Here is a 21950-nt window from a genome sequence, read left to right as displayed (position 1 = left end):
ATGCTCTTCTCGACGATCGAAGCGCCGGCTTTATCGGGCCGACGGCCTGCGTCGGCTTTCGGCTCACCTCAAGCCGGGGGAATCTTCGGACTGTGGTCGAACGACACGCCGGATCCGGCTTTCACCGACAGGCTGTCGGGCATCTTTGCCGAGGCCTGGACTGACCCGTGACCTCCCACAATCCGCTCCATAACCGGCTCCATACGCAGACGGTCTATCTCGCGCGCGCCGCCGGCGCGTCGACGCGGCCTTGCGGCGTTGAAACCGCCACTGCGTCGTCCTGACGCAACGCCGGGACCTACATAGCACCTGAGGCGTCGGAAACAGGTGGGATTGCCCTGCTATATCTCGCAGCCGGCAGATTCGACGATCGGAGCATGTTTATGAAAGTCGCGGTATTCAACACCAAACCCTACGATCGGCAGTTTCTGGCTGCGGCCAATACCAAGGACGGGGACAGGCACGAGCTGCGGTTTCTCGAGCCGCGCCTCGGGCTGGATACGGCGCAACTGAGCGGCAATGCCGATGCGATCTGCGCTTTCGTCAACGACGGGCTCGACCGATCCATTCTGGAAAAGTTGAAGGCCAATGGCGTCCGGCTTGTGGCGTTGCGCTGCGCCGGCTTCAACAATGTGGATCTGATGGCCGCGCGCGATCTCGAGATCACCGTGGCGCGCGTGCCGGCCTATTCGCCGTCCGCGGTGGCGGAGCACACGGTCGCGCTGATCCTGTCCCTCAACCGCAGAATTCATCGCGCTCACGCGCGCGTGCGCGAAGGCAATTTCGCTCTGGATGGACTGCTCGGGTTCGATCTCAGGGGACGGAGCATTGGAATCGTCGGCACCGGCAACATCGGGCTGTGCCTGGCCGGCATCATGACGGGATTCGGTTGTCGCGTGCTGGGCTTTGATCCTCGGCCCAATCCTGCCTTCGAGGCGCTCGGGGGACGTCTCGTCGGCCTGGAGGAATTGCTGGCCGAGTCCGACATCGTCTCGTTGCATTGCCCGCTGACCCCGGACACCCGGCACATGATCGACGACACCTCGATCGCCAAGATGAAGTCGGGTGTGATGCTGATCAACACCGGACGCGGGGCGCTGATCGATACGCGGGCGGTGATCCAGGGGCTTAAGAGCAAGAAGATCGGCTTTCTCGGGCTCGACGTCTATGAGGAGGAAAGCGACCTGTTCTTCGAAAACCTGTCCGGGCAGATCATTCAGGACGACGATTTCGCGCGATTGCTGACATTCCCCAATGTTCTGATTACCGGCCACCAAGCCTTCTTCACGCAGGAGGCGCTGATGGAAATCGCCGAGACGACGATCCGAAATATCTCTCAGTTCGAGCTGACCGGACAAGCGGCGCATCCGATCTCGTTGGAATTGCGTGTCTGAACGTGGCCGAGCTGCTCGCGCTGCTTCCGATCCTGATCCTGCTGGTTTGCATGATCGGACTCGGCTGGACCGCGGCCCGCTCGGGTATGATCAGCGCCGCCGCAGGCCTCGCTGTCGCAGCGTGGGCCTTCCAGCCCGCGCCCGGCCTGATGTCGGTTGCAGGCCCTCTGGCGGAAGCGGCTTTCACCGCGACGACGATTCTGTGGATCATCTTTCCGGCGCTTGCGCTGCACGAATTCCAGATGCGCTCCGGGGCCTCGGAGCGGATCGGCAGCTGGCTCGTCTCGATTTCGGACAAGCGGGAAGTGCTTGCGCTGCTGCTGGCCTGGTTCTTTGCCTTGCTGTTGGAAGGAGCGGCCGGGTTCGGCACGCCGGTGGCGCTGGTCGCTCCGATGCTGGTGACGCTCGGCTTCTCGCCGGAGCGATCATTGCTGCTCGCGCTGATCGGCCACGCGGCCGGGGTCTCGTTCGGCGCGGTCGGCACGCCGATGCTGCCGCTGTTGCAGGTCCTGACGGTCGATCCGAAAGTCCTGTCCGGCACCATCATGCTGATGCACGCCGCACTCGGCTGGATGCTGGCGCTGGTGGTGTTTCGACTGGCTGCGCCGGCCAGCGGCGGCGCGACCTGGTTCGCCGTGCCGACGGCGGCGGCATTCTTTCTGCTGCCGGCGCTGGCGCTGGCGTGGCTGAGCGGACCTGAACTTCCCACCCTGGGCGGTGCCCTGATCGGCCTGTTGCTGTTCATCGCCGTGGCGAAGTGGCGATGGTCGACGGGAAGCCGGGCCCCGTCGGGCGCAAACGATGGCGTGATCTCGGCAATCCTGCCCTATGGGCTGGTCCTCGTCGCGATCCTGGCCACACGAACGGTGCCGTCATTGGCCGCATGGCTGCAGTCATTCACGCTGGAATGGACGCTCGGAGACCGCTTCGCCGGCTCGGTCAAGCCGCTCTATCATCCCGGCACGATGCTGATGCTCGCCCTTGCTGTTGCCGCCGTGGCGAGCCGGCGCAACCGCGCGGTGATCCTGCCGGCTGTGTCCAGCGCAGCCCGCCGTCTTCCGCTGGTGGCGCTGGCTCTGGTTTCGGTCCTGATGCTGGCGCGGATCATGGTTCACAGCGGGATGATCGATACCCTGGCCAACGCCGCCGCGGCACTTCTTGGATCGGCATGGCCGGTGGCGGTGCCGATGGTCGGCGCGCTGGGCTCCTTCGTGACCGGATCGGCGACCGCGTCCAACGTTCTGTTCGCAGGGTTTCAGGTCGCGGCGGCAGAGGCCGTCGGATTTGCACCGATGGCGGCGCTGGCAGGCCAAAGCTTCGGCGCCGCGATCGGCAATGTGATCGCTCCACACAATATCGTCGCCGGGGCTGCGACGGTGGGCCTGATTGGTGGCGAAGGAGCGGTTCTCAAACGGACCTTGCCGGTGTGCCTCGTCTACGCGCTGCTTGGTGGCGGATTGCTGATCGCATTCGAAGGGCTTCGGTGATGCCGACGATACCGATGCAGGCGGCAAAGCCTTCCGTCGCGTGTGCGCGGATGCCGAACGTAGGGACGATCAACCGTCTGGACCTCGTCCATGCCGCTCGTGATCATCGCCCGCGGCGGGCAGGGGCCTTGTCGGCGGCCGCGGACGCTTTCGGCGCGGTCAGCGCCAGCGCCGCCACGTTCACCACGCGATTGATCACGCCGTCGACGTCGTCGAGGTCGCAGGCGCCGTCCGACAGCCGAAGCAGCCGCTCGCTGTCGCGCACCGTCTGGTGTGCCATGGCCAGGGCGAAATGCAGCCCCCAATAGATCTCCGTGTCGGCCTTGCCGGGTAGCGAGCGCCGCAGCGCCGCGGCGAATTTCCGAAGATGATCGATCTCGCGGTTCTTGATCTTGCGGATCGCCGGGATCGCCTCGATCGAGGCGCGGATCATGAAGCGCGCCGCATCGGAGCGCTGGCTGTCGGGGCCGAGGCATCCGCGCATGGTCGGGCCGACCAGCGCGCGCAGCACGTCCTCGACCGGCGCGCGCCCGCCGCCCGCGGCCTCCGCCGCCTTCAATTCGTTCAGGCGTTCGCGATTGGTCGCGATCGAGCGCGTCACGAACAATTCGGTGATCAGCTCGTCCTTCGAGCCGAAATGGTAGTTCACCGCGGCGAGATTGACCTCGGCGGACGCGACGATGTCGCGCAGCGTGACGTCGCCGAAGCCGCGCTCGGCGTAGAGCCGCTCGGCCGCCCGGAGGATCGCTGTGCGTGTGGTGTCGGTGGACATGCCATGCCGTGGAAAATCGTCGAACTTGCATTTCAAACACCTGTATGAAACTATCGTTTCACAGCCGGAAGTCAATGCGTGCGCGTCTGCGACGTTTCGGCAGCCCACCGGTCCGCCGCCTTCGCGTCGCGCTCCCGCGACGCAGCGCGCAGCGCAGAATTGCCTTGCGGAGGCGGAGCGGCGGGGAGACAGTGCCGGCAACCCGTGTCGGCCGAACAGGGAAACAGTGAGGATCGCCTGATGGATTTCACGATGTCCGATCGCCAGCGCGAGTGGCTGGACCGCGTCACCGCCTTCATGAATACGCATGTCCGGCCGGCGGTGCCGATCTACAAGCAGCAGGACGCCGAAGGCGACCGCTGGAAGGTGATTCCGATCCTCGAGGATCTGAAGAAGAAGGCCAAGGCCGAAGGCCTGTGGAACATGTTCATGCCGCCGTCGTCGCACGAAGACGACGAATTCCGCGGCGCCGGCCTCTCCAATCTCGAATACGCGCTGCTGTCCGAGGAGATGGGCCACATCAGCTGGGCCTCCGAAGTGTTCAACTGCTCGGCGCCCGACACCGGCAACATGGAAGTGCTGATGCGCTACGGCTCCAAGGAGCACAAGCGGCAGTGGCTGCGTCCGTTGATGGACGGCGAGATCCGCTCGGCGTTCCTGATGACCGAGCCTGCGGTCGCGTCCTCGGACGCCACCAACATCGAGACCCGGATCGAGAAGGACGGCGACCACTACGTCATCAACGGCCGCAAATGGTGGTCGTCGGGCGTCGGCGATCCGCGCTGCAAGGTCGCGATCGTGATGGGCAAGACCGATCCGAATGCGCCGAAGCATCAGGCGCAGTCGCAGATCCTGGTGCCGCTCGACACCCCCGGCATCACGATTGAGAAGATGCTGCCGGTGTTCGGTTTCGACGACGCGCCGCACGGCCACGGCCAGGTGCTGCTCGAGAACGTTCGCGTCCCGGCGTCGAACCTGCTGCTCGGCGAAGGCCGCGGCTTCGAGATCGCGCAGGGCCGCCTCGGCCCGGGCCGCATCCATCACTGCATGCGCACCATCGGCAAGGCCGAAGAGGCGCTGGAGAAGATGGTGCGACGGCTGCAGTCGCGCACCGCCTTCGGCAAGAAGATCATCGAATATTCGATCTGGGAACAGCGCATCGCCGAGGCTCGGACCGACATTGAAATGAACCGCCTGCTGTGCCTCAAGGCCGCCGACATGATGGACAAGGTCGGCAACAAGACGGCGCAGCTCGAGATCGCGATGATCAAGGTCGCGGCGCCGAACATGGCGCTGAAGATCATCGACAACGCGATCCAGGCGTTCGGCGGCGGCGGCGTCTCCGACGAGGCCGGCCTCGCCAAGGATTACGCCAACATCCGCACGCTGCGGCTCGCGGACGGCCCGGACGAGGTGCACAACCGCGCCATTGCCCGGCTCGAGATGAAGAAGTATGCCAACGCGGCGCACTGACCGCGCAGGCCGCATAAAAACGTCATCGCCGGACTTGATCCGGCGATCCATCTCTTGAAAAGATGGATACCCGGGTCAAGCCCGGGTATGACTGTTTCTGGATTGTCGGAACGCGCGGCGCGTAACGCGCGAACAAGAACAAGGGAGCGTCACGTTGGTCGGGATCCGAAAAGACGACGAGTACACCGGCACCAAGCCGGTCGAGGAGCGGCATCGCGTCGACGAAGCCCGCCTCGCGGAATGGATGCAGCAGAACGTCGAGGGCTATGCCGGCCCGCTCGAAGTGCAGCAGTTCAAGGGCGGCCAGTCCAACCCGACCTATCGGCTCAACACGCCCGGCCGCTCCTACGTGATGCGGCGCAAGCCGTTCGGCAAGCTGCTGCCGTCGGCGCACGCGGTCGATCGCGAATTCCGCGTCATCGCCGCTCTCGGCAAGCAGGGCTTCCCGGTCGCCAAGGCCTACGCGCTGTGCACCGACGATGCGGTGATCGGGGCGGCGTTCTACATCATGTCGATGGAAGAGGGCCGGGTGTTCTGGGATCCGACGCTGCCGAGCCAGACGCCGGAGGCGCGCCGCGCGATCTTCACCGCCAAGATCGAAACCCTGGCGAAGCTGCATTCCTATGACCCCGAGGCGATCGGGCTTGGCGACTTCGGCAAGCCCGGCAATTACTTCGCGCGCCAGGTCGATCGCTGGACCAAGCAGTACAAGGCGTCCGAGACGCAATCGATTCCGGAGATGGACCGGCTGATGGAATGGCTGCCGAGCACGGTGCCGGATCAGCAGCGCGTCTCGGTGGTGCATGGCGACTACCGGCTCGACAACATGATCTTCCACGCCACCGAGCCGCGGGTGCAGACGGTGCTCGACTGGGAGCTGTCGACGCTCGGTGATCCGATGGCCGACTTCACCTATCTGCTGATGCAGTGGGCGATGCCGGGCCTCGACGGCGCCGATCTCAAGGCGCTGAACATCCCGACCATCGAGGAGGCGACCGCGATCTACAACCGCGCCGCCGGCATTCCCGAAGTCGACGACATGAACTGGTACTTCGCCTACAACACCTTCCGGCTCGCCGGCATCACGCAGGGCATAGCCGGCCGCATCCGCGACGGCACAGCCGCCTCCGACAAGGCCAAGGATTCCGCCGCCCGCACCGTGCCGCTCGCCAAGGCGAGCTGGGCCTATGCGCAGAAGGCCGGCGCGAAGTAAGCGAGGTCGGGCTCTACGCAAGAAACAGGCGCGGTCCGCAACGGGCCGCGCCTTTTGTCATCCGGTCTTTCCGGGGCGCCGCGCAGCGGCGAACCCGGAATCCCGAGATTGGTACGACGAGATTCCGGGTTCGCGCGTTTCACGCGCGCCCCCCGGAATGACTTCGTTTGCTAAATCGGCTTTCCCGCATAAGGCATCGACGCCGTCAGGCCGCCGTCGACCGGGAAGGCCTGGCCGTTGACGTAGCTGGCTTCGTCGCTGAGCAGGAACAGGCCCATGGTGGCGAGTTCGTGCGGCTGGCCGGCGCGCTTCAACGGGTTGAGCTGGCCGATCTTGTGGTCGGTGCCGCGGGCGCGGGCGCCGTCGAACACCGGCTTGGTCATGCCGGTCTCGATCAGCCCGGGGCACACCGCGTTGATGCGCACGCCGGTGCCGGACAGCGAATAGGCGGTGGTCTGCACCAGGCTGATGACGCCGGCCTTCGACGCCGCATAGGGATGCCCCGACGCGCCGCTCTTCAGGCCTGCGACGGACGCCGTGCAGACGATGGCGCCGTGGCCCTGTTTGATCATGTGCGGCATCGTGTGCTTGATCGCGAGGAACGGCCCGATCAGATTGATGCGCAGGATCTCCTGCCAGTGCTCCGGCGTCTGCTCGGGCAACGGCACCAGCCCGCCGCTGATGCCGGCATTGGCCCAGATGCCATCGAGCTTGCCGTAATAAGCGATCGCCTTGGCGATGAAGCCTTTGACGTCGTCCTCGGAGCCTGCATCCGCGGTCACCGCTTCGGCGGCGCCACCGGCCTTGCGCACCTGCTCGACGGTCTCGTGAACGCCCTCGGTGCGATCGACCGCGATCAGTTGCGCGCCCTCCTGCGTGAACAGCAGAGAGGCCGCGCGGCCGATGCCGCTGCCGGCGCCGGTGATGATGACGGATTTGCCTGCGAGGCGGCCCATGCGTTGCTCCCTGATGATTGCGGCGTTTGCCGTTGGACGGAATTCGGCCGAACGATTGAACGGTCCGCACCGCGCACGGACACACAAGTGACTTGAGGCGATGCAAGGTCTGACGTACAGCGACTTGAAACGGGAATGAAGGATTTTTTGCATGTCGAATGCGCCGCCTTCCAAGGACGACAAACCCTTCGTCGCCCAGCACTCCGTTCCGACGGGCGTCACCGCGACGCGGTGGTGGTGGGTGCGCCACGCGCCGGTGCGCAGCGACGGCGGCAACATCTACGGCCAGATCGATATCGACTGCGACTGCAGCGACAGGGTGGTGTTCGACGCGGTCGGCCGGGTGCTGCCGCGCAGCGCGGTATGGTACGCGAGCAGGCTGAAGCGGACGCATATGACCGCGGATGCGATCTTCGCCGCCGGCTTCCCGCGGCCGCCGCTGATCACGCATGACTCCGACCTCAACGAGCAGCATCTCGGCGACTGGCAGGGCACCAACCGCGCCGCGTTCTTCGCCAATCTGCCGATCAATCTCGATACCTTCTGGTTCGCACCGATCGACGAGCGTGCGCCGAACGGCGAGAGCTTCATGGACCTGTACGAGCGGACCAAACGCGCGATCGCGCGGATCACCGCCGCGCATCCGGGCGAGGACATCGTCGCGGTGGCGCATGGCGGCACCATCAAGGCCGCAATCGGCGTGGCGTTGCGCGACCAGCCCGAGCGCGGGCTCGCCTTCACCATCGACAATTGCTCGGTCACCCGGCTCGACCACATGATCTCGGACGGCCAGGAGGGCTGGCGGATTCCGATGATCAATCAGCAGCCCTGGATCGCCGATCCATCGCACGCCGCAATGCATCAGCCGGCAGGGCCGGAAGTGGCGACGCCGACGAAGCTCGCCTAGTCCGTCATTGCGAGGAGCGAAGCGACGAAGCAATCCAGTAACTCCGCGCACAGCGCTTCTGGATTGCTTCGCTTCGCTCGCAATGACGAGCAATTCATTCAGACCAATAACCAACAAAGGGAGAGAAACATGACGTTGTTCGATCTGACTGGAAAAGTCGCGGTGATCACCGGATCGTCGCGCGGCATCGGCAAGGCGATCGCCGAGCGGATGGCCGAGCACGGCGCCAAGGTGGTGATTTCGTCGCGCAAGCAGGACGCCTGCGACGCCGTTGCCAAGTCGATCAATGATGCGCGCGGGGCGGGGACGGCGCTGGCGATCGCCGCCAATATTTCCAGCAAGGACGATCTCAAGCGCCTGGCGCAGGAGGCGACTGCGGCGTTCGGCAAGATCGACGCGCTGGTGTGCAACGCCGCGTCGAATCCGTATTACGGCCCGCAGGCCGGCATCAACGACGATCAGTTCCGCAAGATTCTCGACAACAACATCGTCGCCAATCACTGGCTGATTAGCGAAGTCGTGCCGCAGATGATCGAACGCAAGGACGGCTCGATCACCATCGTCTCGTCGATCGGCGGCCTCAAAGGCTCGACCGTGATCGGCGCCTATTGCATCTCCAAGGCCGCCGACATGCAGCTCGCGCGCAACCTCGCCTGCGAATATGGCGAGCACAATATTCGCGTGAACTGCATCGCGCCGGGCTTGATCAAGACCGATTTCGCCCGCGCGCTGTGGGAAAACCCCGAGACGCTGAAAGCCTCGACCGCGCGCTCGCCGCTGCAGCGCATCGGCGAACCCGACGAAATCGCCGGCGCCGCGATCTTCCTCGCCTCCAAGGCCGGCACCTTCACCACCGGCCAGACCATCGTGATCGACGGCGGCGCGACGATCAGTTGAGGCGCTCTCTGACTTGCACGTCATTCCGGGGCGTGAGCGTAGCTCGCGAACCCGGAATCCCGAGGTTCAGGTCGGCAGTCGCAGAACATCTCCGGATTCCGGGTTCGCTCGCTTCGCGAGCGCCCCGGAATGACGAACGAAAGGATGCCGCTACATGCACCGACCTCATCCTGAGGAGCGCGCCCTTTTGGGCGCGCGTCTCGAAGGATGGTGGCGGGAGAAGGCGCGTGCGGCAATCCTTCGAGACGGCCGCTTCGCGGCCTCCTCAGGATGAGGTCAGAGCAAACAGCTGAGCAGCGCTACTCCACCGCCGCGTACACCAGATTCCGTACCAGCGTTCGGAAGTACTCGCGCTGTCCCGGGCCCTGCGACATGAACACCGCGAACAGCTCCTCCGCCGGATCGATCCAGAAGAACGTGCCGGCGATGCCGCTCCAGTAGAATTGCCCGACCGAGCCGGGGAAGGGGGCGATGCCGGGTTCGGTGCGCACCGCGAAGCCGAGGCCGAAGCCGTGCCCGGGCGGCAGGATGTAGTTGTCCGGCGGGATGTGCGCCTCGAGATGATTGCTCGCCATCAGTTGCAGCGTCTTGCGGCCGATGATGCGGGTGCCGTCGAGCGTGCCGCCACTCAGCAGCATCTGGCAGAACCGCGCGTAGTCCATCGTCGTCGACACCAGCCCGCCGCCGCCGGATTCCATCGCCGGCTTCTCCAGCATGTTGAACAGCGCCACCGGATCGTCGGTCCAGGGATCGGTCGGGAACGGCTCGGCGAGCCGGCCCTTGTTCTCGGCGCCGGTGTGGAATGCGGTCTCGGCCATCTGCAGCGGCGCCAGGACGCGCTCGGTCAGGAACGCGCCGAGCGTCTTGCCGGAAATCACTTCGATGACGCGGCCGAGAATATCCGTCGAGCGGCTGTAGTTCCACGCCGCGCCCGGCTGGCACACCAGCGGCATGCCGGCGATCAGGCCGGCGTGCTCCTCGTTGGTAATCTTGCGGCTGCGGATGCGTGACTCGCGATACATCTTCTGAATCGGGCCGTCGCTGACGTGATCGTAAGTGATACCGGAGGTATGGCGGAGAAGGTCCTGAATCGTGATCGGCCGCACCAGCGGCACCAGATCGAGCTTGCCGTCGCGCACCACGCCGACGCTGGTGTTCTCGAATTCGGGAATGAACTTCTGCAAAGGGTCGTCGAGTTGCAGATGACCGTCTTCGACGAGTTGCATGATGCCGACCGAGACGATCGGCTTGGTCATCGAGAAAATCCGAAACAGGCTGTCGGGACGCATCGGCGCGTCCGAGCCCGGCGCCTGCCGGCCGAGCGCCTCGAACCAGCCAATATGACCACGGCGTGACACCAGCACGGTCACGCCGGGGATGCTGCCCTTGTCGATCTCGCGCTTGAAAGCGTCGGACATCGTCTGCAGCCGGGCGGGGGACAGGCCGATTGCCTCAGGTTTTGCTTGGTCGAGCGGCGGGGTGAGTGGGGCCGCGGCGGATTTGGCGGCTGAGTGAGCGGTCATGGCGTCTCCCGATTGATCTTTTGTTTCGCGGCCTTACATGAGCAACCATGCGGCCTTTCTCGGTACGGCGCAGCGAGATTGGCCCAGAACTTCCGGCTTGAACAGTGTGCTTTTCCGCAGTAACCAGCCGCGGGTTTCGCCGCATGTCTGCTGCGCCGACAAGGATGGATATCGATGGCTAAAGCAAAGTTTGAACGAAACAAGCCGCACTGCAACATTGGGACGATCGGTCACGTCGACCATGGCAAGACGTCGCTGACGGCGGCGATCACCAAGGTTCTGGCGGAGACGGGCGGCGCGACGTTCACGGCCTACGACCAGATCGACAAGGCGCCGGAAGAGAAGGCGCGCGGCATCACGATCTCGACGGCTCACGTCGAATACGAGACGCAGAACCGCCACTACGCGCATGTCGACTGCCCGGGCCACGCCGACTACGTCAAGAACATGATCACCGGTGCGGCGCAGATGGACGGCGGCATCCTGGTGGTGTCGGCGGCCGACGGCCCGATGCCGCAGACCCGCGAGCACATCCTGCTGGCGCGTCAGGTCGGCGTTCCGGCGCTGGTCGTGTTCCTGAACAAGTGCGACATGGTCGACGATCCGGAACTGCTCGAACTGGTCGAGATGGAAGTGCGCGAGCTGCTGTCGAAGTACGACTTCCCGGGCGACGACATTCCGATCATCAAGGGCTCGGCGCTGGCCGCTCTGGAGAACTCGGATCAGAAGCTCGGCCACGACGCGATCCTGGAGCTGATGAAGGCGGTCGACGCCTACATTCCGCAGCCGGAGCGCCCGATCGACCAGCCGTTCCTGATGCCGGTCGAAGACGTGTTCTCGATCTCGGGCCGCGGCACGGTGGTGACCGGTCGCGTCGAGCGCGGCATCGTCAAGGTCGGCGAGGAAATCGAGATCGTCGGCATCCGCGACACCCAGAAGACGACCTGCACCGGCGTCGAAATGTTCCGCAAGCTGCTCGATCAGGGCCAGGCCGGCGACAACATCGGCTGCCTGCTGCGCGGCACCAAGCGCGAGGACGTCGAGCGCGGCCAGGTGCTGTGCAAGCCGGGTTCGGTGAAGCCGCACACCAAGTTCAAGGCCGAGGCCTACATTCTGACGAAGGAAGAGGGCGGACGTCACACCCCGTTCTTCACCAACTATCGTCCGCAGTTCTACTTCCGCACCACCGACGTCACCGGCGTCGTGCATCTGCCGGAAGGCACCGAGATGGTGATGCCGGGCGACAACATCGCGATGGAAGTGCACCTGATCGTGCCGATCGCGATGGAAGAGAAGCTGCGCTTCGCCATCCGCGAAGGCGGCCGCACCGTCGGCGCCGGCGTGGTGGCCTCGATCATCGAGTAACGTTGCGTAAGCAATCATCAGGGCCGCGAGTGCGCCGGGTCGTGCTCGCGGCCTTTCTATTCGGACTGCCGCTGTTTGCGGCCCAAGCGGCATGCCCGGACCGCCCGCCTTGCAAAGGTTGCGGTTGCAAGGGCGGCACCGGCTATCGGGCGCCGGACGGACACTGCGTCGGCTTTCGCGAGCTCGACAGGGTTTGCGGCACGCCGCCGAGCCGCTGTGTGTTCGAGAACGCGCCGGGGACGGGCGCCAACCGGGCGTGTGCGCTGGCGCCCCGGTCGAACCGGAAGTCCACAGGCGCTCCGCCTGCCGCGCCTGTGGAACCAGCCGAATAGACCAAAGCCTTAGCGCGTAACCCACTTGCCAGCGGGGCATCGCCTATGCTTCAACGGGCCCAATCGGCGGTGACGCTGATCTAGGAGTGTAGCTCAATTGGTAGAGCACCGGTCTCCAAAACCGGGGGTCGCAGGTTCGAGCCCTGCCACTCCTGCCAGGTCGCCGCTATCCACTTGATTTATCACAATTTAGTTCTGCTATGACGGCGGTCTCAATGGCGCCGGTGCAGCCCCGTTTCCGAATCGTCGACTCTATCCCCTGACGTGTCCTTCGCTGCACGGTCGCTTCCGATTGGTCGCGACCGCCCGGATCGTTGCATGTTCGCCGCCTATGCCTTCTGCGACGCCGCTTTCGGGCGAGCGTTCCGCTCGCGGGCCAGCCGCGCCTTGCGCTTCTTCCACCAGACATAGAGCCCCGTATAGGCGCTGATCGCCAGCGCAAGTCCGACGAACGCGACGAAGACGCGATAGGGCAGGCCGAACACCTTGGCCATATGCAGCGATTGCAGCCAGCGGCTGACGGTGTCGCCTGAATATGCCCCGGTCGGCATCCGGGAGCCGAGCAAGGCGCCGGTGCGGGCGTCGATGAACACGCCGGTCTGGCCCCGGTCGCTCTGCACGTCCCGCGACGTATTGGCATAGTAGATGAAAGCGTCGAAGCGGCGATTGTAGAACAGATGGCTGCGGAAATTGACGGTGAAGCCCTGCTGCGCCGCCAGTTCGTCCATCGCGCGGGAGGCGATGTCGTAAGCCTGCTGCCAGCCGAGCAGCGGCTTGCTCGTGTCCGCCTTGCGCGGCGGCGGCGTCTTGCTGAACTCCAGGAAGGTGGACATCACCGGCGTATAGACCTCCTGCCGCAGGTTGAGCATCACGCTCGACCACGCGAACAGGAACAGCACCGCCCACAGCCAAAGGCCGGAGGCGCGGTGGATGTCGTAATGCAGCCGATAGGTGCTGGACCTGTGCTTGATCAGCCAGGCCGGCAGCCAGCGCTTCCAGAACGGCGAGATCCGCGGGAAGGTGGAGACGATGCCGACCAGGCAATTCACCGTCCACACCAGCGCGACGATGCCGAAGAGCCATTGGCCGTAAGGAGCCGGCAGCGCCAGCGCATAGTGCAGCTTGTAAATGAAGCCGACCAGCGTGGTGCGATCGAATGGCGTCGCGCCGTATTTACGCACGCCGAGCAGGCGTCCGTCGTAAGGGTCGAGGAACGCGTCGTCCGCGTCAGGCGCTGTTGCATCGCGGCGCGTGATATTGAACCGGACCGAACGGTCCGGCTCGCGCAGAAAAGGAAATCCGTTGATCTGATAGCCCGGCAGCGCCGCAACCGCCCGTGCATGCAGCTCGAACGGATCGAGCATCGCGGCGGGCTGCCCCTGCGCGTCCAGGCGCGGCTGCACCACATATTGCCCGGGATTGACGAGAGTCTCGAGCTCCTTCTCGAACGCCAACAGGCTCCCGGTCACGCCGGCGACGATCAGAAACGCCGCCGCAAACAGGCCGGTCCATTTGTGGATGAAGACCGAGAACGAAATCATGCGGACCACGTCGTGGCCCGCGCGCAGGCCGGGCGTCGGCTCCGTCCGGCTCTGCGCGCATCATTCGTCATCGTCGTAGGCTTCTTCCGGATCAGAACCGGAACGTGGTCGACACAAGATAGGTGCGCGGTGCGCTGAGATAGATCTGTCGGTCCGCTGCGCTGGTCATCCAGTAGCTGCTGTTGCCGACGTTCTCCACCGCGAACCGCAACGTGATCGGCTTGCCGTTCCAGGGCGAGGCGAACGTGTAGCGCGCACCGAGATCGAACCGCGTCCAGGACGGCACCAGGAAACGGTTGGCCGCGTCGGCATAGGCCTCGCCGAAATGGATCGCGCGGCCGGTCAGCGTCAGACCGTTGGCGAATGGCGTGTCCCATTCGGTGCCGAGGCTGACCTGCACCTCGGGAATGCCGATCGCGCGCTTGCCGTCGTTGATGCCGTTCTGCGTTTTGGCCTGACGGGCATCCATGAAAGAGGCGCCGCCGAGCAAGCGCCAGCCAGGCGTGAGTTCGCCGAAGGTGTTGATCTCGACGCCGCGGTTGCGGTTCTCGCCGTCGATCGAGTAGATCGGCAGCGGCGAGTTCGGAACCGCGATCTGTGCCGGCTGCGAGATGTCATAGGCGGCGACCGTGGTGGTGAAGCGACCCCAATCGACCTTCACGCCCATTTCGTGCTGTACAGACTTGTAGGGCGGGAACACCTGTCCCTGATTCTGGAAACCGGCGTCCACGATCGTGCCCATCATCAGGCCTTCGATGTAGTTCGCGTAGACCGAGACGTTCTCCAGCGGCTTGATGACGAGCATGTAGGCCGGGGACCATGCGCCCGCATTGTAGCTCGAGGTCGTGGCGCCTGTAATCGCATTGAACGCGTCCGACGCAGCTTCCTGCCGGCGGATACCCATCGTGAACTGGATGCGCTTGTTCAGCACCGACATCGTGTCGGCGATGCCGTAGCTGTTCAGCGAACTGACATTGGCCTTGACGACATCCAGCTCCGGGATCGACTGGAAGGGCGCGGGGATCGGGTTGTAGATATTGGACCTGACCGGCGTGCCAGTGCTGCGCGAGCCGTCGATCTGGCCGCTCCACAGCGTGGTGTTGAAATTGATCTCGTGCAGCACCGGACCGGTTTCCACCGTGGCCCGAAAACCTGCCTGTTCGGTATGGTTGTGTCGGTTTTGCCGGTTGATGAAGGGCGTGGATGTGGTGTCGCCGAGGGCGTTGACGATGGTTGGATTGGCGATCGTCGGAGTGATGGCATTGTCGAAGAATCCGCCGCCGCCATAAATGGTCAGCCAGTCGGTGACGTCCACTTCCGCCTGGAAAAGCGCTGCTGTGTTCGATCCCTTGATGCCGGTCCAGGCCGGAATCCAGAAATTGGTCGGGGAGGGCGGCGCCGGCACGGCGGTCAGGCTCGTGCTCAACGTGCTGCGACCGCTGAGGCCGTTGCCGCTGAATTCGTTGTGGAGAATATCGGCGGAAACCCGCACGCGCTCGCCGCGATAATCCAGCGCCAGCGCGTGGCTCTGATCCCGCAGGCTCTGATTGTCGACCTCGGTATTGCCGTCGCGATAGCTGCCGTTGTAGCGGATGCCGAATTTCTTGTGCTCGCCGTAGCGCTGGCCGACGTCGAGATGGACGCCGCCTTGTCCGCGCGAGGCGAACGACGTGGTCAGTTCGGCGATGGGCTCGTTGCGCGCTCGCTTCAATACGAGATTGATGGCTCCGCCGATCGAATCGTCGGGCGACTGGCCGTTGAGCAGGCCGCTGAGGCCCTTGATGACCTCGACGCGCTCGACCGCGTCGAGAACGTTGAAGTTGTTGTTGCCGATCAGGCCGAAATAGCCGTTGATGCCGACGGCGGTGTTGCCGAGCAGGAAGCCGCGGATCACCGGCTGTTCGCGGCCGATATTGCGCGGCAGCGCCGAGGCGACGGCGGGATCGTTGACGAGAACGTCCGCCAGCGTACGCGCCTGCGTGTTCTCGACGAGCTCGCGCGTGTAGGTGGTCTGGTTGAACGGCGTATCGAGCACGCCGCGATTGCCGAGCAGACCGACTTGACCGCCGTTCGCGACCTGGCCGCCGGCATAAGACGGCGTCAACGCACCGACGGTGCCGCGGCTGGGCACGACATAGGGGACAGGAGCGACCGGCTGCAGCGGCGCCGCCGCACGGCGGGGCGCGGCGCGGGCGGCCGATGCTCGGCGGGACGGTGTAACGCTGGGCTTGCTTTGCCGTGTCGGAGCTTCGACGCTGATCGCGGGCAGCATCGACTGCGCATGCGCCGGTGTAACGAAATCGATCGCCAATGACAGAGTAAGATGGCTCACAGCACCTAGGCACGCCACGCGAGCCAAATTGTCGAGTATCACTTCCTTCGCCCCTCCCAGAAGACATCAACGAGCATGTGTCCGATGAGATGCGGTCTACGAAAACGATCGCGATCGCAAGATGGCCGCAATTAGAACGGCTCAAATTCGCGATTGCTTCCGGCGATGTGGCTTTGATGAAACAAATTGGGCCGCGAACACGACGCCACCTTCGCGAAGACGATGGTGTTGCTGGAATCATTCCGACATGGTGCGGTCCGCCGGCGAGGAAATGCGTCGATCGCTGCCGGCCGTGGACTACGCCGGCGATGGCACGCAACGCCTCGATCCTTCGAAGCGAATCCAACCGGCACGGTGAGCTCCGCGACGCGCCCGGCGGAGGCGGCGGAACGGGCCACAATCGTCACCAGCGCCAGCGCACGGCGGTTCGCGACGAATACACCCGTAATCACATGATCAGCGGCCGGGCCTCTTCGGCCATCCGCTGCAGCGGCGGCAGGAAGCGATCGATCATTTCGCCGGTGGTGATGCGGTCGACATGCGCGCCGATATTGGCGGCGGCGACGATGCTGCCGTCGTAGCGGCGAATTGGGACCGCGATCGAGCGGAAGCCCGGCTCGGCCTCGCGATCGACCAGCGAATAGCCGCGATTGCGGTCGGCGATGATAGTGGCGACCACGGTCGGCTTGTCGACGATCGTTTCGGGCGTCTGTACCACCAGATTCATGGCCTCGACCGTCGCGGCGAGTGCGTCATTGTCGAGCCGGCCGAGCAGCACCCGGCCCACCGAGGTGCAGAACAGCGGCAGCCGATAGCCGAGATCGATCCCCGCGGAGAACACCCGCGCCGGGCTGGCGCGCGCGACGAACACCGCATCGTCGCCATCGAGGATCGCCAGCGAGCAGACCTCCTTGGCGGTCGCCGACACCTCATCCATCAGCGGCTGCAGCACGGCGCTGATCTGGTTCGACGAGAGATAGGCCGAGGCGAGCGCGAGCACGCGCGGGGTGAGGGCGAACAGCCGGTCGTCGCTCGCCACATAGCCGGCCTTGCGCAGCGTCAGCAGCACACGTCGTGCGGTCGCGCGCGGCAGATCGCAGGCTTTGGCGATGTCGCTGAGCGTCATCGGCCGGCGCTCGACGCCGAAGGCTTCGATCACCCGCAGCCCACGCGCCAGGCTTTCGATGAATTCGGCGCCGTCGTCGCTGGCATCGGCCGGGTCGGCGGGACGTTTCAGTTTGGGCATGCGGTGCGTGGGTCCGTCCGGGGAGAGCGCCGCTTCGCAGTCGCGACAGTGACAATTTACCGGTGTTCGTGTGCCGAACACAAGTTCGGCCTCCGCGCGAAATACGCCTTGGCGGTTGGTCGGCGCGGCTCTGCAAACAGCTTGTGCACGTGCAGCATGGAATTTGCGCTTGCTCTTTTGCACATCAGAGGCAATCTTATTCTAATCGAACGAATGTTCGTCTAGCGAACTTTTGCGGCGGAGCGCGATTTTAATCATGCGACAAGGGTGCCCTGGCTTTTGCGAGGCTGTTGCGGCACCCCACACGCTCTGTCGCCTTCAAACACAAGGCAGCGCGTCGCAAGCTGCCCGGAGGAGGCCAACGCCATGATGAGTCAGGAACAAAACGATCTGATCAGCCGGATCGGACCGGCCACGCCTTGTGGCAAACTGATGCGCGCCTATTGGCAGCCGGCGGCGCTGGTCGACGAACTCGAAGGCGAGCGGCCGATCAAGCCGGTGCGGCTGCTGGGCGAGGACTTCGTTCTGTTCAAGGACGAATCCGGACGCTACGGCCTGATCGATCGCGATTGTCCGCACCGCGGCGCCGACCTCGCGTTCGGCCGGCTCGAAGGCGGCGGGCTGCGCTGCGCCTTCCACGGCTGGCTGTTCGACGTCGATGGCAAGTGCCTCGAGACGCCGGCTGAGCCCGCCAATTCGGTGCTGTGCCAGAACATCAAGCAGCGCGCATTTCCGGTCGTCGCCAAGGGCGGCATGCTGTGGGCCTATCTCGGCGCCGGCGAGCCGCCCGCATTCCCCGAGATCGATTGCTTCGTCGCGCCCGACACGCATGTGTTCGCGTTCAAGGGGCTGTTCGAGTGCAACTGGCTGCAGGCGCTGGAGGTCGGCATCGATCCGGCGCACGCGTCGTTCCTGCATCGCTTCTTCGAGGACGAGGACACCTCGCAATCCTACGGCAAGCAGTTCCGCGGCGCTTCCGCCGGGAGCGAGTTGCCGATGACCAAGGTGCTGCGCGAGTACGATCGCCCTATCATCAATGTCGAGCATACCGAATACGGCTTGCGGCTGATCGCGCTGCGCGAGATCGACGACGAGCGCACCCATGTGCGCGTCACCAACCAGCTGTTCCCGCACGGCTTCGTCATCCCGATGAGCACCGAGATGACGATCACGCAGTGGCACGTGCCGGTCGACGACAACAATTGTTACTGGTACGCGATCTTCACCAGCTACACCAAGCCGGTCGACAAGGTGAAGATGCGCGACCAGCGGCTCGAACTCTACGAACTGCCGGACTACAAGTCCCGCCGCAACAAGACCAACGACTACGGCTTCGATCCGCACGAGCAGGCGACCGCGACCTATACCGGCATGGGCGCCGACATCAACGTCCACGACCAGTGGGCGGTGGAGTCGATGGGCCCGATCCAGGACCGCACCCGCGAGCATCTCGGACAAAGCGACAAGGCGATCATCCAGTATCGCCGGCTGCTGCGTCAGGAGATCGCCAAGGCCGAGGCCGGCGGCAAGCCGCTGCTGGCGCTCGACGAGGCCAGTGCGCGCGGCATCCAGGGGCCCGCGACGATGGACGGCATCGGCCCGAGCCGCGGCTGGGAAACCTATTGGATGGAGGTCGACGTCAAGCGTCGTCGCGGCGCGCCCTGGGCCGCGCCGGTGCCGGCGGAGATCGCCGCCAAGGTGCCGCATCTGACGGCGGCGGAATGAACATGGGCGAGCGGAACGGATCGAGGATCGAGCGTTGAGTCTGGTTGAGAAGTACGGCCTCTGGTCCGACGAACAGATCGAAGCCGCCGCGCGGATGCGGCGGATCGCCGAGGAGCACGGTCTCGAGACCATCCGGTTCTCGTTTCCCGATCAGCACGGCATTCTCCGCGGCAAGACCCTGGTGGCGTCGGAGGCGTTGAACTGCCTCGAGTCCGGCGCCTCCATCACCACCACGATGCTGGCCAAGGACACCTCGCACAAGACGGTGTTTCCGGTGTTTCAGGCCGGCGGAGGCTTCGGCATGGCGGAGATGCAGGGCGGCGCCGACGTCGTCATGCTGCCGGACCCGACCACCTTCCGGATGCTGCCCTGGGCGCCGAACACCGGCTGGGTGTTGTGCGACCTGTACTTCGCCAACGGCCGAGCGGTGCCGTTCGCGACGCGCGGGCTGTATCGTTCGGTGCTGCAGAAACTGGCCGATCGCGGCTACGACTACATGGCGGGACTCGAGGTCGAATTCCACGTCTTCAAGGTCGAAGACCCGAAGATGCGGCCGGAGCACGCCGGCCAGCCCGGCGAGCCGCCCGAAGTCAGCCTGTTGTCGCACGGCTATCAATATCTCACCGAGCAGCGCTACGATCAGATGGAGCCGGTGCTCGAACTGATCCGCCGCGACATCGTCGCGCTCGGTCTGCCGCTGCGCTCGATCGAGGTCGAGTTCGGCCCCAGCCAGTGCGAGTTCACCTTCCAGCCCACCGTCGGCCTGATGCCGGCGGACCTGATGGTGCTGTTCCGCAGCGCGGTGAAGCAGATCTGCCGACGTCACGGCTATCACGCCACCTTCATGTGCCGCCCGCGGATCCCGAACGTGGTGTCGTCCGGCTGGCATCTTCACCAGTGTCTGATCGCGCGGGACGGCGGCCACAATGCGTTCGTGTCGGAGACGGACGTTCTGTCCGACCTCGGAAGGCACTACCTCGCGGGGCTGCTGCAGCACGCCCGCGCCGCGACGGTGTTCACCACGCCGACCATCAACGGCTACAAACGCTACCGCTCCTATTCGCTCGCGCCCGATCGCGCGATCTGGGGACGCGACAATCGCGGCGTGATGCTGCGCGTGCTGGGCGGGCCGGGTGATCGCGGCACGCGAATCGAGAACCGGGTCGGTGAGCCTGCGGCAAACCCGTATCTTTACATGGCCTCACAGATCCTGTCGGGTCTCGACGGCGTCGACCGCGCGCTCGATCCCGGGCCGTCGGCCGACACGCCTTACGAGACCAAGGCGGACCTTCTGCCGAAGTCGCTGCGCGAGGCGATCTTCGCGCTGCGCGACGATCCGTTCTTCCGGACCGCGCTGGGCGACGAGTTCGTCGATTACTACACGTTCATCAAGAATGCGGAAATCGAGCGCTTTCAGGCCGAAGTGACGGAGTGGGAGCAGCGCGAATATTTCGAGATGTTCTGAGCCGAAAGTCCACGAAATTGTCAATCAACAGTGAGGAGAGACGTATGGGTTGGGGATTGCGATCTGTGTATGCACTCGCGGCGGTCTCGTTGATCGCCACCGGCGCGCGCGCCGACACCATCAAGGTCGGCGTCATCGGCACGATGTCCGGGCCCTACGCGCTGTTCGGCAAGAACTACAAGATGGGCATCGACGCCTGGGTCGCCGAGCACGGCAACAAGGTCGCCGGGCACACCGTGGAGTTCGTCTATCGCGACGAGGTGTCGCCCAACCCGGCGCAGTCGAAGGCGCTGGCGCAGGAGCTGATCGTCAAGGAGAAGGTGCAGTATCTCGCTGGCCTGTACTTCACGCCGAATGCGATGGCGGTGGCGCCGCTGCTGCAGGAAGCCAAGGTGCCGATGGTGGTGATGAACGCGGCGACGTCGTCGATCACCGAGAAGAGCCCTTACATCGTCCGCACCTCGTTCACGATGTTCCAGAACACCGTGCCGGCGGCGAAGGTCGCAAAGGCCAAGGGCGCGACCAAGGTCGCGATCGCCGTCAGCGACTACGGTCCGGGCATCGACGCCGAAACCGCGTTCAAGAAGACGTTCGAAGCCGAGGGCGGCAAGGTCGTCGAGGCGGTCCGGATGCCGCTCAGCACCACGGATTTCGGTCCGATCATGCAGCGGATCAAGAATTCCGGCGCCGACATGATCTTCACGTTCCTGCCCGCGGGCCCGCCGACTCTCGGCTTCGTCAAGGCCTACATCGACAACGGCCTGAAGGCGGGCGGCGTCAAGCTGATGTCGACCGGCGACGTCGTCACCGAGCCGGATTTGCCGAACATCGGCGAGGCCGGGCTCGGCATTCTGTCGACCTATCACTATGCCGTCTCGCACGACTCGCCCGAAAACAAGGCGTTCCTGGCCCAGCTCCAGAAGGGCGGCGCCAAGCTCGACGAAGTCACCATGACGTCGGTCGCGGCCTATGACGGCGCGCGCCTGATCTACAAGATGATCGAGGCGACCTCCGGCAAGAGCGATCCCGACAAGGCGATCGCGGCGGTGAAGGGCATGGAGTGGGTGAGCCCGCGCGGCCCGGTCTCGATCGATCCGGACACCCGGCACATCACGCAGAACGTCTATCTGCGCGAAGTCGAGAAGGTCGACGGCAAGCTGATCAACAAGGAGCTCGAGACCTTCAAGGCGCAGCCCGACTGGGGCCTCGCAAAGTAGCAAACTGGCCGCCCTCTGCGCTGGAATGCGGAGGGCGGTCGCGGTAACAGGGGCGGGCGGCCGCGGGCCGCTTCGGAATCGAGCGCGAGGGCCGGGTCGTGAAGG

The 21950-nt window shown here is 64.8% G+C and carries 16 protein-coding genes and 1 tRNA gene; 11 read left to right on the top strand and 6 right to left on the bottom strand.

Annotation, left to right across the window (positions count from 1 at the left end; all coding sequences use genetic code 11):
- The first annotated feature begins 383 nt into the window (after positions 1 to 383).
- Positions 384 to 1394: a 2-hydroxyacid dehydrogenase gene (locus SR870_RS08550; protein ID WP_322517554.1), complete on the top strand. Its 1011-nt coding sequence runs from the start codon at positions 384 to 386 to the stop codon at positions 1392 to 1394.
- A gap of 2 nt (positions 1395 to 1396) precedes the next feature.
- Positions 1397 to 2881, top strand: coding sequence for an L-lactate permease (locus SR870_RS08545; protein ID WP_322517553.1), 1485 nt, complete (start codon positions 1397 to 1399; stop codon positions 2879 to 2881).
- Between the two features lie 103 nt (positions 2882 to 2984).
- Here the strand turns inward: SR870_RS08545 and SR870_RS08540 are convergent, their stop codons facing one another.
- Entirely contained in the window at positions 2985 to 3653 is a 669-nt protein-coding gene (locus tag SR870_RS08540; RefSeq protein WP_322517552.1) for a TetR/AcrR family transcriptional regulator, read from the bottom strand.
- Positions 3654 to 3893: 240 nt separating this feature from the next.
- Between SR870_RS08540 and SR870_RS08535 the strand changes: the two genes are divergently transcribed.
- Both SR870_RS08535 and SR870_RS08530 read left to right on the top strand, forming a co-directional pair.
- A complete protein-coding gene (locus SR870_RS08535; RefSeq protein ID WP_322517551.1) occupies positions 3894 to 5126 on the top strand; it encodes an acyl-CoA dehydrogenase family protein in 1233 nt (410 codons plus the stop codon).
- A gap of 154 nt (positions 5127 to 5280) precedes the next feature.
- Positions 5281 to 6339: a phosphotransferase family protein gene (locus SR870_RS08530; RefSeq protein WP_322517550.1), complete on the top strand. Its 1059-nt coding sequence runs from the start codon at positions 5281 to 5283 to the stop codon at positions 6337 to 6339.
- Positions 6340 to 6509: 170 nt separating this feature from the next.
- Here the strand turns inward: SR870_RS08530 and SR870_RS08525 are convergent, their stop codons facing one another.
- Entirely contained in the window at positions 6510 to 7295 is a 786-nt protein-coding gene (locus tag SR870_RS08525; protein WP_322517549.1) for an SDR family oxidoreductase, read from the bottom strand.
- A 151-nt stretch (positions 7296 to 7446) separates the two neighbouring features.
- On the opposite strand from SR870_RS08525, the gene SR870_RS08520 reads away from it, so the two are divergent.
- A complete protein-coding gene (locus SR870_RS08520) occupies positions 7447 to 8202 on the top strand; it encodes a histidine phosphatase family protein (RefSeq protein ID WP_322517548.1) in 756 nt (251 codons plus the stop codon).
- Positions 8203 to 8331: 129 nt separating this feature from the next.
- A complete protein-coding gene (locus SR870_RS08515) occupies positions 8332 to 9099 on the top strand; it encodes an SDR family oxidoreductase (protein ID WP_322517547.1) in 768 nt (255 codons plus the stop codon).
- A 299-nt stretch (positions 9100 to 9398) separates the two neighbouring features.
- Here the strand turns inward: SR870_RS08515 and SR870_RS08510 are convergent, their stop codons facing one another.
- Complete coding sequence (locus tag SR870_RS08510) at positions 9399 to 10622, bottom strand: serine hydrolase domain-containing protein (protein WP_322517546.1); 1224 nt, start codon at positions 10620 to 10622, stop codon at positions 9399 to 9401.
- 174 nt (positions 10623 to 10796) lie between these two features.
- Between SR870_RS08510 and tuf the strand changes: the two genes are divergently transcribed.
- A complete protein-coding gene (gene tuf / locus SR870_RS08505; RefSeq protein WP_322517517.1) occupies positions 10797 to 11987 on the top strand; it encodes an elongation factor Tu in 1191 nt (396 codons plus the stop codon).
- A gap of 414 nt (positions 11988 to 12401) precedes the next feature.
- Positions 12402 to 12477: transfer RNA gene (locus SR870_RS08500), tRNA-Trp, on the top strand.
- Positions 12478 to 12648: 171 nt separating this feature from the next.
- Here the strand turns inward: SR870_RS08500 and SR870_RS08495 are convergent.
- The 3 genes from SR870_RS08495 to SR870_RS08485 all read right to left on the bottom strand — a co-directional run bounded on the left by SR870_RS08495 (position 12649) and on the right by SR870_RS08485 (position 17438).
- A complete protein-coding gene (locus SR870_RS08495; RefSeq protein WP_322517545.1) occupies positions 12649 to 13860 on the bottom strand; it encodes a PepSY-associated TM helix domain-containing protein in 1212 nt (403 codons plus the stop codon).
- A gap of 91 nt (positions 13861 to 13951) precedes the next feature.
- Positions 13952 to 16192, bottom strand: coding sequence for a TonB-dependent siderophore receptor (locus tag SR870_RS08490; protein ID WP_322517544.1), 2241 nt, complete (start codon positions 16190 to 16192; stop codon positions 13952 to 13954).
- A gap of 448 nt (positions 16193 to 16640) precedes the next feature.
- Positions 16641 to 17438, bottom strand: a complete 798-nt coding sequence (locus SR870_RS08485) for an IclR family transcriptional regulator domain-containing protein (RefSeq protein ID WP_322517543.1) — start codon at positions 17436 to 17438, stop codon at positions 16641 to 16643.
- Positions 17439 to 17804: 366 nt separating this feature from the next.
- On the opposite strand from SR870_RS08485, the gene SR870_RS08480 reads away from it, so the two are divergent.
- From SR870_RS08480 to SR870_RS08470, 3 genes are all read left to right on the top strand, one after another.
- Complete coding sequence (locus SR870_RS08480; RefSeq protein WP_322517542.1) at positions 17805 to 19163, top strand: aromatic ring-hydroxylating dioxygenase subunit alpha; 1359 nt, start codon at positions 17805 to 17807, stop codon at positions 19161 to 19163.
- Between the two features lie 94 nt (positions 19164 to 19257).
- Complete coding sequence (locus SR870_RS08475) at positions 19258 to 20628, top strand: glutamine synthetase family protein (RefSeq protein WP_416221158.1); 1371 nt, start codon at positions 19258 to 19260, stop codon at positions 20626 to 20628.
- 44 nt (positions 20629 to 20672) lie between these two features.
- Positions 20673 to 21845, top strand: a complete 1173-nt coding sequence (locus SR870_RS08470) for an ABC transporter substrate-binding protein (RefSeq protein ID WP_322517540.1) — start codon at positions 20673 to 20675, stop codon at positions 21843 to 21845.
- The last annotated feature ends 105 nt before the right edge of the window (positions 21846 to 21950 follow it).

Source organism: Rhodopseudomonas palustris (assembly GCF_034479375.1).
Taxonomy (GTDB): Bacteria; Pseudomonadota; Alphaproteobacteria; order Rhizobiales; family Xanthobacteraceae; genus Rhodopseudomonas; species Rhodopseudomonas palustris_M.
The sequence above is the reverse complement of the archived record's forward strand: the minus strand, read 5'-3'. Positions and strand labels throughout refer to the sequence as shown.

What these genes read in the sequence shown, in the direction of transcription:
- SR870_RS08520 (WP_322517548.1), top strand. Translation starts at nt 7,447, where the DNA reads ATGTCGAATGCGCCGCCTTCCAAGGACGACAAACCCTTCGTCGCCCAG.
- SR870_RS08540 (WP_322517552.1), bottom strand. Translation starts at nt 3,653, where the DNA reads ATGTCCACCGACACCACACGCACAGCGATCCTCCGGGCGGCCGAGCGG.
- SR870_RS08535 (WP_322517551.1), top strand. Translation starts at nt 3,894, where the DNA reads ATGGATTTCACGATGTCCGATCGCCAGCGCGAGTGGCTGGACCGCGTC.
- tuf (WP_322517517.1), top strand. Translation starts at nt 10,797, where the DNA reads ATGGCTAAAGCAAAGTTTGAACGAAACAAGCCGCACTGCAACATTGGG.
- SR870_RS08480 (WP_322517542.1), top strand. Translation starts at nt 17,805, where the DNA reads ATGATGAGTCAGGAACAAAACGATCTGATCAGCCGGATCGGACCGGCC.
- SR870_RS08510 (WP_322517546.1), bottom strand. Translation starts at nt 10,622, where the DNA reads ATGACCGCTCACTCAGCCGCCAAATCCGCCGCGGCCCCACTCACCCCG.
- SR870_RS08475 (WP_416221158.1), top strand. Translation starts at nt 19,258, where the DNA reads ATGCGGCGGATCGCCGAGGAGCACGGTCTCGAGACCATCCGGTTCTCG.
- SR870_RS08515 (WP_322517547.1), top strand. Translation starts at nt 8,332, where the DNA reads ATGACGTTGTTCGATCTGACTGGAAAAGTCGCGGTGATCACCGGATCG.
- SR870_RS08495 (WP_322517545.1), bottom strand. Translation starts at nt 13,860, where the DNA reads ATGATTTCGTTCTCGGTCTTCATCCACAAATGGACCGGCCTGTTTGCG.
- SR870_RS08470 (WP_322517540.1), top strand. Translation starts at nt 20,673, where the DNA reads ATGGGTTGGGGATTGCGATCTGTGTATGCACTCGCGGCGGTCTCGTTG.
- SR870_RS08550 (WP_322517554.1), top strand. Translation starts at nt 384, where the DNA reads ATGAAAGTCGCGGTATTCAACACCAAACCCTACGATCGGCAGTTTCTG.
- SR870_RS08525 (WP_322517549.1), bottom strand. Translation starts at nt 7,295, where the DNA reads ATGGGCCGCCTCGCAGGCAAATCCGTCATCATCACCGGCGCCGGCAGC.
- SR870_RS08485 (WP_322517543.1), bottom strand. Translation starts at nt 17,438, where the DNA reads ATGCCCAAACTGAAACGTCCCGCCGACCCGGCCGATGCCAGCGACGAC.